Origin of the sequence: Salinimicrobium xinjiangense DSM 19287 (assembly GCF_000423585.1) — a bacterium.
Taxonomy (GTDB): Bacteria; Bacteroidota; Bacteroidia; order Flavobacteriales; family Flavobacteriaceae; genus Salinimicrobium; species Salinimicrobium xinjiangense.
On sequence record NZ_AUIG01000008.1, the window covers coordinates 120,447 to 133,676 of the forward strand.

Sequence of the window (13,230 nt, forward strand, 5' to 3'; positions counted from 1 at the left end):
GGGGCGTGTTTAAATGTTAAAATTCTTCATTATTGAAGTTCAAGCTCCTCCCTTCGGGGAGGCTGGGTGGGCCTAAAAGTCCCCCAAAGTCTCAGGGTTCTGCGCCAGAGCCTTTTCCAGTTGTTCGTCATTTGGAGCCACTCCGTGCCACTTGTGACTTCCCATCATAAAGTCTACACCATGACCCATTTCTGTGTTCATGATGATGCAAACCGGTTTTCCTTTACCTGTACGGCTCTTTGCCTCTTTTAGACCGTCGATTACCTGCTTCAGGTCATTCCCGTTTTCGATTTCCAGGACATCCCACCCAAAGGCTTTGAATTTCTCTACCAGATTTCCCATAGGCAATACATCATCTGTAGACCCATCGATCTGCTGATGGTTTCTGTCTACTGTAGATATGAGATTATCCACCTTTTTACCGGCAGCATACATAATGGCCTCCCAGTTCTGTCCTTCCTGCAACTCTCCATCCCCATGTAAAGTATATACTATTTGAGGATCCTTATTCAGCTTTTTAGCCTGCGCAGCCCCAAGAGCTACGGACATTCCCTGGCCAAGTGAGCCCGAAGCTACTCTAACTCCCGGTAATCCTTCGTGAGTAGTTGGATGCCCCTGCAGCCTGGAATTAATTAGTCTGAATGTGCTTAATTCCTCTACAGGAAAATACCCGCTGCGAGCGAGCACGCTATAAAAAACCGGAGAGATATGACCATTGGAAAGAAAGAATAAATCTTCTCCAATCCCGTCCATGTCAAATCCTTCTTTACGAACCATCACTTCCTGATAGAGTACGGTAAAAAATTCTGTACAACCAAGGGAACCTCCTGGATGACCGGAATTCACCTTGTGCACCTGCCGTAAAATATCCCTTCGCACCTGTGACGCAAAGGCTTCAAGTTTCTTAATTTCCATAATCATTTTAATTTAAGATTTAGCATCCTGTAAGAATTTTTCCAACCCGCTATCGGTCAACGGATGCTTTAAAAGGCCATCAATGGAAGACAAAGGACCTGTCATTACATCTGCTCCAATTTTCGCACAATTCACCACGTGCATGGTGTGCCTTATCGAGGCAGCAAGAATTTGAGTCTCGAATTCGTAGTTATCATAGATCTGGCGGATCTCTGCTATCAACTGCAGCCCGTCTGTAGAAATATCATCCAGTCTTCCCAGAAAAGGTGAAACATAAGTAGCTCCTGCCTTAGCTGCGAGCAGGGCCTGGCCTGCAGAAAAGACGAGCGTACAGTTTGTCCTTATCCCCTGATCTGAAAAATATTTGATTGCTTTTATCCCTTCCCGTATCATTGGTACCTTTACCACGATCTGTGGATGCAGCTCTGCCAGTTCTTCGCCTTCTTTTACTATTTCATCAAAGTCTGTTGCAATTACTTCCGCAGAGACATCTCCCTCCACTATTTCACAGATCTTCAGGTAATGCTTCAGGATATTATCTTTTCCCCTGATTCCTTCTTTTGCCATTAGGGAGGGGTTAGTGGTTACACCATCAAGAACACCTAATTCCTGTGCCTCTCTGATATCATCCAGGTTGGCGGTGTCAATAAAAAATTTCATAAGAAAATAATTTAATAAATTTCTAATAGTCATATTAACTATAAGACAATAATATGAAATTTTTCTGAAAGTTAAAAGACATTTATCCGGTATTTAAAGGTTTGATAATTGAAAAATTAACTTGATATGGGGCAATAAAAAAAATCAAATCCAGACTAAAAACTGCGGGATAAATACCACATTCATTTTACCGGCATTTTTAAACACGAAATCCTTGCAGATATAAGCAGGATCTGTAGGAAAGACGTAAATTAGAGTTTCAAAAAAGAAATAAATAATGCGCCTTATTTTTTATTGCCTCTCTGCTCTATTGTTGATCAGCTGCAAATCTGAACAACTTCCTCAAGATCAATTTTTTGAAGATGATAATGCTAAATTCCTCTATTCGGGCAGGACGCTGAATACAGCAGAAGGAACGAAACTCGTTACTTCTGCGGCCTCGGTGAGAACCAATGTTTATGGAGATACTGTAACCGTATTCCTCAAAAGTGAGAATGAACAACACCATTATGTGGCGGTAGAATTGAATGATGATCATCTCGGCAGATTCAGAATATTAAAAGATACCCTGAAATTCGCTTTAAAAAAGGACACGTTAAATTCCCTGGTCATCTACAAAGAAACCGAAGCAGCCAACGGGGAACTAATATTTAATGGACTACGGGCACAGCAAATAGAAATGCCTGAAGAGAATAAGCGGGCAAAAATTGAATTTATCGGAGATTCCATCACCTGTGGTATGGGGGCAGATACCAGTGAAACGGGCTGTGATGAAGGTGAATGGTATGATCAACATTCAGCCTATTTTGCTTACGGCCCAAGAGTAGCAAGAGCGCTTGAGGTGGATTTTGAATTAAACTGCGTATCGGGCATGGGTATTTACCGCAACTGGAATGATGAAGATCAACCTGTCATGGCGGAGGTATATCCATATCTTCACCTAAACGGAAATCACGGGAAAAGAGCTGTTGTAGACAAGGACAATCCGCCACACATCGTCAGTATAGCCTTGGGCACTAACGACTTTTCCAAAGGTGACGGAGTAAAAGAACGTGCTCTTTTCAATTCTGAAACTTTTATAGATAATTATACCGCTTTTATAGGATCCATTCTAAAAATTTATCCGGAGACAAAAATAGCCCTTATTACCAGCCCTATGATTTCAAAGGAAGATGGAGAATTACTTGCAGAGACTTTAAAGGAAATCAGAGACAATTTTAAAGATCATCATATTGAAATTTTTACATTCCAACAAAATTATACCCGGGGATGCGGATCACATCCCAGTTTAGAGGACCATGCAATGATGGCTGAAGAAATGATCCCCTTCTACCAGGAACTTCTTAAAAAAACATAGAATGAGTACTTATGAAGCGGCCGATGACCGCTATGAAAAAATGGAATACCGGCGTTGTGGAAAGAGCGGCATTAATCTACCCCTGCTTTCTCTTGGTTTATGGCATAACTTTGGAGATACCACCAGCTTTGAAAATTCAAGACAATTACTCCGTACCGCCTTTGACAACGGGATCACCCACTTTGATCTGGCTAATAATTACGGGCCACCATATGGATCGGCAGAAACAAACTTCGGAAAGATCTTTAAGGAAGATTTCAAGCCTTACCGGGATGAACTCCTGATTTCTACTAAAGCCGGCTGGGATATGTGGCCGGGACCTTACGGCAACTTTGGTTCCCGTAAATATCTAATCGCCAGTCTTGATCAATCCCTGCAAAGGATGGGACTGGATTATGTTGACATTTTTTATCACCACCGGCCAGATCCTGACACTCCCCTTGAGGAGACTATGGGGGCATTGGACCAGATCGTAAGGCAGGGGAAAGCTTTGTACGTAGGTATCTCTCAATATTCTGCCGGACAAACTGCTAAGGCAGCAGATATCCTTCGAAGCATGGGAACTCCTATCCTGATACATCAGCCCCGCTACAATATGCTCGACAGATGGGTGGAAGATGGGCTTCTTGATACGCTTGAAAGAGAAGGTTTGGGAAGTATTGTGTTCTCACCCCTGGAACAGGGAATTCTCACCTCAAAATATCTTAAAGGGATTCCGGAAGATTCCCGAGCAGCAATTGAAGGTGGGTACCTCGACCAGAACAATTTAACACCACAGCTTCTGGAGCAGGTAAAAGAACTAAACGAAATAGCTGCAAATCGGGGTCAATCTCTTGCGCAAATGGCCATTGCCTGGCTGTTAAAGGATAAGAGGGTAACTTCTGTTCTAATTGGAGTAAGCCGTATATCTCAATTAGAAGATAATATAGCAGGATTAAAAAACCTGCACTTCGAAAAGCAAGAGCTGGAAAGGATAGAAGCTATTTTAAAGAAATAGAGGCGCTAAATGTTTTCGGTACAGATTATCAGTAACATTTTCTTCGATCTGTGCTCTATACCTCTCTAAAAGGGGATAAAACTGCTCCCCTTTTTCTGCCGCTATTTTATAAGCAGTATGAAGCAACTGCCTGAAATGAGGGTTGTAGTCATGTGAATTCTGCTCATGACGGAGCGCGGCTGCAAATTCTTTTCCGGAAGAGAGATCTTCCGGAGCCGGAAGTTGTGATCTTTCTATTGCTAAAACTGACTTATAATTTTCCGTCAGTTCATCATAGCGATCCAATGCCTCCCTGTATAGGTCCATACTGAAATTAAAACCTTCTCCTTCATTTTCAGCCAGTCCTATAAGTTCTTCAAGCCAGGTGGTACCGGCGGTTTTTAGATGAAGACCTGCATCGTGCTTTTTAATTAATCTGTTGATTACCCGGTAAAGTGAAAATTTATCACTCCCGGTATGTACGCTTAGTTTTAGATCCTTTGGAAGATCAAATTCCTCAACAGCAAATTTCAGCACGAATAAATCTTCCTCAAATTCCTTTTCAAATCGAGAAATATCACCCACATAATCCACTCCCTTATAGAAGTTGCCGGCAAACTTGGGTGCAATAGTGTTTACAGGTACATTGTAATAGGATAAAGCTGCAAGGATAAAGAAAAGTTCCACAGGAGACTGGGAATTTTCCACCTCATCTATAGAAACTTCAATATGTATTTTCTCTTTCTTGTTCTTTTCAATGTAGGAGTAAACCTCACCGGCATTCTTAATCGCTAAAAGAAACTTATCCAGCATTTCCCGAAGATGGGTTTTAGAAATCTGCATCTTATGTTCTATACCGGGAATATTCAACTCTCCCGTATAATCTTTAAAATAAGAAAGAAAATTTTCCTCTTCAGTTGCAGGTGCTTTTTTGCCTATAAATTCGGCTACATCAATAGTAAAGAAATTGCTCACCGGAAGAAAAGGATCGACAGTTTTAAAATTTATATGGTCTGCATCAACAAAATATGGCTCTTTGAAATCTGCGGCCTCCACTGCTCTGTCCGCTTCTTCTCTCAGACTTTCCGGACTGCTGCCAACAGTCTCGTGTTCCCGTGCAGACTTATTCCAAACCGGGGTCACCTCCACTCCCTCCTGTTGGATTCTAATAATGGAATTTAGTTGAGCCCTGCCCTCTTTCCCGAACCTGTCTCCTAATCCAAAAGAATATTTTCCTAATCTGCCCATTTTCTTACTTTTTATACTCCACTAAAAGCGCCAAATCCGCCGTCTACAGCTACAACTGTTCCGGTAACGAATGATGATGCATCTCCCGCCAGCCAGTTGGCTGCCCCCTGAAGTTCTTCGGGTTTTCCAAATCTTTTCATGGGTGTTTGGCCAACAATTGTTTCTCCCCGGGAAGTTAGGCTTCCATCGTCATTCAGCAAAAGATCGCGATTTTGCTCCCCAATGAAAAATCCAGGGGCAATGGCATTAACCCTTATTCCGTCTCCGTATTTTTGAGCCATCTCTACAGCAAGCCATTTGGTGAAGTTATCAACTGCCGCCTTTGCGGCAGAATATCCCAGAACTCTGGTAAGTGCCCGCTGTGCAGCAAGGGAAGAGATGTTAATAATACTCCCCTTTTTCTCCTCTACCATTCCGCGGGCAAAAACGAGAGATGGGATGACTGTACCTTTAAAATTCAGCTGATTCACCTCATCAAAAGCATTGAGATCCAGATCGAAAAAACTTTGATCGGGCGTTATCGTCGCTCCTTTTTGATTTCCGCCGGCAGCATTTACCAGGATATCAACATTACCGAAGGTTTCTTCAATTTTCTTTTTTGCTGCCAATAATACTTCTTCGTCCAGAACATCGGCCACCAATGCCAGCGCTTTGCCCCCTGCATTCTCTATTTCTTTTACTCTCGCCAGAACAGTATCTTCGCTTCGGCCAAGAATCCCGACTTTTACTCCTTCGGCAGCAAGTCCCATGGCTATAGCACCTCCCAAAACACCGTTACCGCCGGTTATTACTGCTACTTTATCTTTTAAGTTATTCATTTTGTCCAAATTATTCCTGAAACTCTTTATACTAAGTTAATCTAAATTTAGTTTAGGCTTTTCTTTTGAAACCGAAGTAGGTACCGTGGCTTCTTCTCCAATAATTACCTCGTCAAAAATGACATTTTTGGTGTTCGTTATTGAAGTAGCATTTTTGGCTTTGTTTACTTTGATATTAGCGAGCCTCACATTCTCCACCTTGCTCTCCTCAAAGCCCTGGATCACCACTGCTGTCCCTATGGCTTCTTCACAGGTGACATTGCTGATAAAAACATCTGAGATTTTCGAATTAAATCCTTCCCCCTCCCCGTGATAGTTGGCCGTAATATAGAAGCAATCTTCAACTTTTTGAAGTTCTATATCATTGATGTAAATATTCCGTATGTAACCTCCCCTGTCCGGATTGGTTTTGAAGTAAATTCCTCTTTTCAAATAACCCCAGGCTTTGTTGTTCTCTACATAGACATTCTGAACGCCGGCCGACATTTCACTGCCAATTACCACTCCGTGAAGGCCTTTAAGCAGGTTATTTCTTATCACAATATTTTCTGAAGGCGTGTGCGAATTAGCTCGTCCTTCATGGTCTCTTCCGGCTTTGATGGCGACATTGTCATCTCCGTTATCAAATTTCACGTCCTCTATAAGAATATCACTGGCATATTCCAGATCTAAGCCATCATTATTAAAGTTATGAGCGTCGAATTTTAATCCTCTTATAGTGGCACTTTTGGATTTAAGCAGGTGAACGCACCAAAAAGGGGAATCTTCTATGGTAATGTCTTCAAGAAGTATGTTTTTTGAATTCACAAACTGGATCAATTGCGGACGCAGGTAATGTCCTTCTCCAAAGATCCTCTCCTCCACCGCAATCCCGGAATGATTCATGTCTCTGCTTAACTGCTTATCTTTATCCTCAAGCTGCTTCCAAGCTGCCCAGGCTCCGCCTCCTTCTCCGTCAATAGTTCCTTTTCCCGTAATGGCAACATTTTCCAGTTCATTCCCGTAGATAAGCGGACTGTAATTGTAGAGCATTGTGCCCTCCCAGCTGGTAAGGACCAGAGGATAATCCTTTGGATTTTCCCCAAACCTGATCTTTGCACCCTCTGCGAGATGAAGGTTCACATTGCTCACAAAATGAATTGGACCATTGACTGTATAAACTCCCTTCGGAACTAGGAGCGTGCCTCCCTTTCTTTTCTTCAGGTGGTTCATAGCTCTATCAAAAGCACGTTTATTATTAGAAACCGAATCTCCTTTTGCTCCGAATTTTATTATGGTAACTGTATAATCGGGAATTTGCGGAAGCTGGATTCTTTCCACGATCTCCTGAATGGCGGCTTTTCTTTCCTGCTCAGACAACTGCGCCTGGGCATTCACTCCGATCAAGAGCACTACCCACAGTAAAATGAATTTTTTCATAATTTCTATTTTAGAAAATCCTCCCGCACCGGACTAAAGACATCTATCAACATGCCCTCCTCAAGACATTCAGCTCCGTGTTTGGCATTGGGCGGCACGAAAAATCCGTCGCCTGTTTCCAGGATTTCAGATTTACCATCAATAGTAATTTTAAACTTTCCTGAAGCCACCACAGTTCCCTGAGAGTGGAAATGGTCGTGTTCATAACCTACTGCTCCCTTTTCAAATTTCACCTTCACAACCATCAGCTGTGTATTGTAACCGGTAACTTGTCGGGAGATTCCGGCGCCTGCCGGTTCCCATTCAGCCTCAGCTTCTTTAAAAAATATGTCTCCTATTATCATTTTTGAGAAGTATGTTTTTGTTCCCACTCGGGATATTCGATATTTAATAAATCTTCAGCATAATTATCAATGTAGCTGTAGTTGGTGCGCCGTTCATGCTCAATTTCATCAAGATTATATTTTACCACTCCGTCGCGTCCTATAAACATCGGCCTGTTGGTTCCTATTTCGGTAAAGCGTCCCCAAAGCGGGCCACCGTCAGGATCTTCGACCAGAATCCGATCCCTCCCGTCAGGCAGATCAGGTCCTTTGATCCACTCCACCCTTTTGCCCATTACCTTTGCTTCTTCAAACCATTGCATCGCGCTTCGGATTGATCTTTTGACTTCCTCGGAAGGATTCTCGATCTCCATCAAATACCTCACGATTTCGGCACTTTCCTTTCCGCTTAAAGAGGCTAATTCATAAGCTCTTGCTTTCGCCGGCTGAAGGGTTTTTTTATCATGCTGGGCACCCCAGACCGTTCTTTTCCCGTCTACTTTTACCTGAGTCGCCAGAATAATTTCCAAGCCCTTATCCACAGCTTTACGAGCCTTTTTCTTCCTGTCGGCATCGACAAAAGTATAAGGTTCTTTATTTTTCGCAATATCACGTAGCAGCCTCATCACGCCTACCATAGCTCCGTCGTTGTAAGTAATGTGCTCGTAATATCCTTTTTTAAGCGGGTAGAATTGTGGCCAGCCGCCATTGGGATACTGCGCCTCAAGCAGAAAATCAATGCCCTTCAAAAAGGCCTTTTTATACTCCTCTTTTCCGGTAGCTTTGTAGACCTTTGCCAAATACCGCAGCTGCGTATGCGTTGCACCATTGTCTATGGTAGTACCGGCGTCTACGCCACTTAACCTTCTTAGTTCTTCCTTTTCCTGCGGACTCAGTTCAGTAGACATGTCATTATTTTTATACCAACCTCCATTGTGATGTTGATAGAGCAATACATTATCTGCAATTCTTTGAGCCTCCTTACTTCCATACCACTGCTCATCCTGCCTTAAAGCTCTTCTCCACGGAACTTTCTCTGAATATTCCACCTCGCCGACTGAAGCTTCAGTCAGGATCTTCTGAAATATGACCGACTTCTTTATGTATTTCTTCAACTCCAGATCCTGCCTCGCAATCTCCTGAAGTGCCAGTCTTGCAACAAGGTCTGCACCCATTTTTGAAAGATGAGTATCATCGGTTACTCCCCTTGGCTCATAAGCATCCTCCCCCGGTTCCAGGTGAAGATGTAATTGTTTTGAATCCTGAGGACCATATGAAATCTCTAACTGTTCAGTAAGTAACTGCATATCAATAAAAGGCACATCCATGTCTTTAGCCACCATTCTCACAACCAGCGGATACTCACCATGAGTATCCACTAATACTCCGTTCTCATTAAAATTCCGCCGCACGATGGAGCTGAAAAGAATCGGAGTAGCTCCTTTTTCCCGGGTCTCCCTCACAAACTTCTCAAGATTGCTCCTGTACTGGGTAAAAGGGTTGGTATACCTGGCGGGATCATTAGCCTTTTGATCGTTGTGTCCAAACTGAATGAATACGTAATCACCCCGCTTCAGCTGTTCCTTTACTTTTTCCCAGCGACCTTCAGCAATAAAACTTCTGGTACTGCGTCCGTTCACAGCATGATTCTGAATATTTATTTCAGAAGTCATCAACTCCGGAAGCATTTGCCCCCAACCGTGTTCGGGATTTTTATCGGGATCCTCTTTGTCGGACATTGTTGAGTCGCCAATGAGAAATAACGTCGGCTTTTCCTGGGCCACAAGAGCTACAGAATAACAGATCATGAAGAACAGAAGCAGATTTTTCATTTTTTTGAGGATTATATTAGTAGGATATCCTTTTCATAAACATGATTTTATTCATTCATAGCTTTTGTCGCCCAGTACCAGTCACTTTCGATACTGAATATATTCTTAAGATTAAACTTCGCAGCCTCTTCTGAAGTCAGCTGATGCGTCCATTCAGCTCTCGTGGAAGCTGAAGCTCCCGGGCCGGTACTGTTATATTCAGCGTAGAAGGTTGTTCTTTCCTTATTCGGAAACATCTTGTCTCCCGGCCAGTGTTCCCAGCCTTCAGGAAGAATGTGCTCTCCAAGGTGAGAATTAATAAAAACTGTTTTTGCATAAGGCCTCCACGGTCTGCCCAGGTAGACTTTGTCGACACCTTCGGCAGCAATAAGCTTACAGTCGATAAAGACATACCCGAATTCCTGATTTTGCGGCGTTGCTGCAGCAGTTACAAAAGAATCTTTCAGACTTTTAATAGTGCAGTCTTTAAAAACCGCTGTGGCTTCTCCAAAAATAAAATCTGTTGTTCCTTCGATATAACAGTTCAAATACAGCTGCCTGCTTCCTTCTGTAGCCGTGTACAGCGTATCCTGGCATCCCAGAATATCTGAATCCTTTATCACAAAGCGGTCGCCCTCCACGTGCAGCGCTACCGCCTGACCTTCCCCACAGGAAGAATTTTGAATAGTAAGGTTTTCGATCTTTATGTCATTTCCTCTCACTAAAACTGTATAGGACATGAAAGTTGAAAACTCTTTTCCTGTTGCCGGATCGATCTTCCCTGAAAAATCGTTGTTTGTAATAATCGTATTCTTTCGGTCTTCCCCAATGAGCGTTAGCTGCCTTTTCCAGGAAGGAATCTCCAGTTTCTCATTATAAGTACCGGCTTTGATCCTGATCACCACTTCCCCAGGACCAAGATCACGCGTAGAGTTTATTGCTTCCTGAATGCTACTGAAATCTGCAGTACCATCTTTTGCAACCGTAATTTCTCTGTAAACGTCTCTTGCTGAAGAAGAATTTTTGAAGATCCTGTCGAGAAAGTTGGTCGTCAATCTCACAGTTTCATCAAACCACGGATGAACGAGCCAAAAGGCGTGAGGCGTTTTATCTATAGTATGGATCTCGTGATAGATCTGGTTTTCATTAAGGATCTTTACCATGTCATCCCTACCCGCATGAAATCGCGGATAGGAACTGTTGATAAATAAAGTGGGAGGTGTATTCCCATCTACATATTCCAGTGGTGAAGCTTGCTTCCAGATTTCAAATTTCTCGGCTTTTGTGCCACCCAGCCAGGTTGCAGCCATCCAGCCCTCTTCAGCATCGGGATGAATGAAAGAGACAATTCCATCAATGTTGATGATTGCCTGCACCTCATCTGAAAATTCAGATTTCTTGGATTGAAAATTATCTGAATCAGGGGTTACACCAATTAAAGTTGCGAGCTGTGCTCCTGCCGAAGCTCCTAAAACCGCGATCTTTTCAGGATTTATCTGGTACTGATCTGCATTTTCCTTCATCCATTTCAAGGCATCTTTGACGTCAATAACCCCTGCCGGATACACAGCCTCCGTACCCAGGCGGTAAGCGGCGGTAACCGTGACATAACCTTCTGCAGCTAGCTGTTGCGCCAGTGGCCGCAAATTTTCTTTGCTTCCGGTAAGCCAGCCACCACCATGGATCAACAAAACTGCGGCGAATTTTTCCCCTTTTTCAGCCTTCGGCACATAAACATCTACAGTCAGATCCTTTTTCGCAGTTCTTTTATAAACTACATCTTCCGAAGCATTTATTCCTTCTGAAATCCGTGATGTTACAGGAGAAATGAAAGGATATTCCTTTTTTAGCTTTTCATAAGTGGTAGCAATGGAATAGGGCTTTACCTCCCTCACCTGAGCCAATAACTGAAAAGAGAAGCAGGAAACAAGAATAAAAAGAAGGTGATGAGATTTCACTAATACTAATTTTTAGTTGACTGGACCGAACAAACCGGATTACACGATGAACCAAACAATGATTCCGGTTTAATATTCCTTGCCGTTTATGGTTGTATTCTCAAATATAATTGGATCACTATGCTCAACGCTTAGCGGAATCTCTGTACTCTTGATCGTCACGTTTTTGAGCTGCACGTTTTTAACGGGAGACTCTTCCCTTCCTTTAATTAAGATCCCGTATTTTCCGCCATCTTCTACGTTTACATTTTCGAGAAAAATATTCCGTATCACCGGCATAAATTCCCCTTCCTGGTTATCATAAATAGCATAATGGGTATTAATTCTTAAAACGGCTTCTTTCACCTGACCTACCTCAAGATCTTTGACATAAATGTTCTCAATAGTTCCACCTCTTCTGGTATTGGTCTTGATCCTGATCGCCCGGTCGAGGTTTGGGCTGCTCATGGTATTATTCCGAACAAAAACATTTCTTACGCCGCCGGAAATTTCACTGCCCATCACAACTCCGCCGTGTCCCTCTTTCATGGTGCAGTTCTCAATAACTATATTTTCACTGCTTATCCCGACACGTCTTCCATCATTATCACGACCCGATTTAATAGCGATACAGTCATCACCGGTGTCAAACATACATCCGGTAATATGAACATTTTTGCTGTATTCGGGGTTACAACCATCATTGTTAGGCCCGTGACTAATTACGTTAACATCCTTCACTGTTACATAGTTGGATTTTACGGGATGCATTACCCAAAATGGTGCATTCACAAATGTGACTCCTTGGATAAGAACATTTTCACATTCGAAAGGCTGAAAAAAAGCGGGACGGAATTGATGTCCATCTCCAAAAACACGGTCTGATACCGGAGTACCTTTCTCCACCATCTCACTTAGGCGAGGCAGGTTGTGAGCATCATGCTGCTGTACTCCCCCTTCTTTATAACCGTATTCCTCCTGACCTTTCCATGGCCACCAGTTTTCTTTCCCCGCCTGCCCGTTAAAAGTTCCTTTCCCTGTTACGGCAATATTCTTCTGCTGATAGGCGTAGATCAAAGGAGAATAATTCATGAATTCCATTCCTTCAAAAGAAGTATGTACTACCGGCAGATAATCTTTTTCATTGGTGGAAAATTTCACCTCAGCCCCTTCTTCTAAATGAAGATTAACATTGCTTTTTAGATGAATTGGACCGGTTAAATAAATTCCTTTTGGCACCAGGACTTTACCACCACCCGCTTCGGCACATGCTTCGATAGCCTTGTTAAAAGCAGTTAAACCAGTGGAGGTTCTGTCGGCAGTAGCACCATAATCCACTACATTAATTACCCGGTCATGGAATTCAGGAATTTGGATACTCTTTACAATTTCATCTGCCCGTTTCCATGGATCATCAAAACCTGTAGCCTGAACTACCTCTTCATTGTTCTCTACAGATTCGCTTTGGTTTTTACAAGACAGGATGAGTAGCGCTAAAAATAATCCTGTGATCAGTCTAAAGGAATTCCTCATTAGTAGTTCTCTATATTTCATGTTATTAAATCATCTTTTCCAGATTACATTCCACCTTTCGCTGTAATCGATTGCACTAAAATAGAGAAATTATTGTGCTTTTCAGGCCATTTGAACAGGAAAATTTACATCTGAAAAAGGAAAATCTTATCCCATTTACCAAAATTTCCAAATTTTGCAGGATATAAGCCATTTTTAAAATGTTTTATCCATTGAAAGTGACAATTTTTAAT

The 13,230-nt window shown here is 42.5% G+C and carries 11 protein-coding genes; 2 read left to right on the forward strand and 9 right to left on the reverse strand.

Annotation, left to right across the window (positions count from 1 at the left end; all coding sequences use genetic code 11):
- Positions 1-72 precede the first annotated feature (72 nt).
- Together G564_RS0104115 and fsa are read right to left on the reverse strand one after the other, a co-directional pair.
- Complete coding sequence (locus G564_RS0104115) at positions 73-915, reverse strand: transketolase (RefSeq protein WP_037373487.1); 843 nt, start codon at positions 913-915, stop codon at positions 73-75.
- 12 nt (positions 916-927) lie between these two features.
- Positions 928-1,575, reverse strand: a complete 648-nt coding sequence (gene fsa / locus G564_RS0104120) for a fructose-6-phosphate aldolase (protein ID WP_029036547.1) — start codon at positions 1,573-1,575, stop codon at positions 928-930.
- A gap of 277 nt (positions 1,576-1,852) precedes the next feature.
- Here fsa and G564_RS18520 point away from each other — a divergent pair, with 277 nt between their 5' ends.
- Both G564_RS18520 and mgrA read left to right on the forward strand, forming a co-directional pair.
- A complete protein-coding gene (locus tag G564_RS18520) occupies positions 1,853-2,932 on the forward strand; it encodes an SGNH/GDSL hydrolase family protein (RefSeq protein WP_084625573.1) in 1,080 nt (359 codons plus the stop codon).
- 1 nt (position 2,933) lies between these two features.
- Complete coding sequence (gene mgrA / locus G564_RS0104130) at positions 2,934-3,929, forward strand: L-glyceraldehyde 3-phosphate reductase (RefSeq protein ID WP_029036548.1); 996 nt, start codon at positions 2,934-2,936, stop codon at positions 3,927-3,929.
- Here the strand turns inward: mgrA and G564_RS0104135 are convergent.
- The 7 genes from G564_RS0104135 to G564_RS0104175 form a co-directional block, all read right to left on the reverse strand.
- Complete coding sequence (locus G564_RS0104135; RefSeq protein ID WP_029036549.1) at positions 3,918-5,156, reverse strand: tagaturonate epimerase family protein; 1,239 nt, start codon at positions 5,154-5,156, stop codon at positions 3,918-3,920. The two genes, mgrA and G564_RS0104135, sit on opposite strands and share 12 nt — an antisense overlap.
- An 11-nt stretch (positions 5,157-5,167) precedes the next feature.
- A complete protein-coding gene (locus G564_RS0104140) occupies positions 5,168-5,974 on the reverse strand; it encodes an SDR family oxidoreductase (RefSeq protein WP_029036550.1) in 807 nt (268 codons plus the stop codon).
- A 36-nt stretch (positions 5,975-6,010) separates the two neighbouring features.
- Positions 6,011-7,393, reverse strand: a complete 1,383-nt coding sequence (locus G564_RS0104145; RefSeq protein WP_029036551.1) for a glycoside hydrolase family 28 protein — start codon at positions 7,391-7,393, stop codon at positions 6,011-6,013.
- Between the two features lie 5 nt (positions 7,394-7,398).
- Positions 7,399-7,737: a cupin domain-containing protein gene (locus G564_RS0104150; protein WP_037373454.1), complete on the reverse strand. Its 339-nt coding sequence runs from the start codon at positions 7,735-7,737 to the stop codon at positions 7,399-7,401.
- Positions 7,734-9,548, reverse strand: a complete 1,815-nt coding sequence (gene pelA, locus G564_RS20835) for a pectate lyase (protein ID WP_084625574.1) — start codon at positions 9,546-9,548, stop codon at positions 7,734-7,736. The genes G564_RS0104150 and pelA overlap by 4 nt, the downstream gene beginning before the upstream one ends.
- Positions 9,549-9,595: 47 nt before the next feature.
- Complete coding sequence (locus tag G564_RS20650; RefSeq protein WP_084625575.1) at positions 9,596-11,485, reverse strand: pectinesterase family protein; 1,890 nt, start codon at positions 11,483-11,485, stop codon at positions 9,596-9,598.
- 69 nt (positions 11,486-11,554) lie between these two features.
- Entirely contained in the window at positions 11,555-13,018 is a 1,464-nt protein-coding gene (locus G564_RS0104175) for a glycoside hydrolase family 28 protein (RefSeq protein ID WP_029036555.1), read from the reverse strand.
- Between the last annotated feature and the right edge of the window lie 212 nt (positions 13,019-13,230).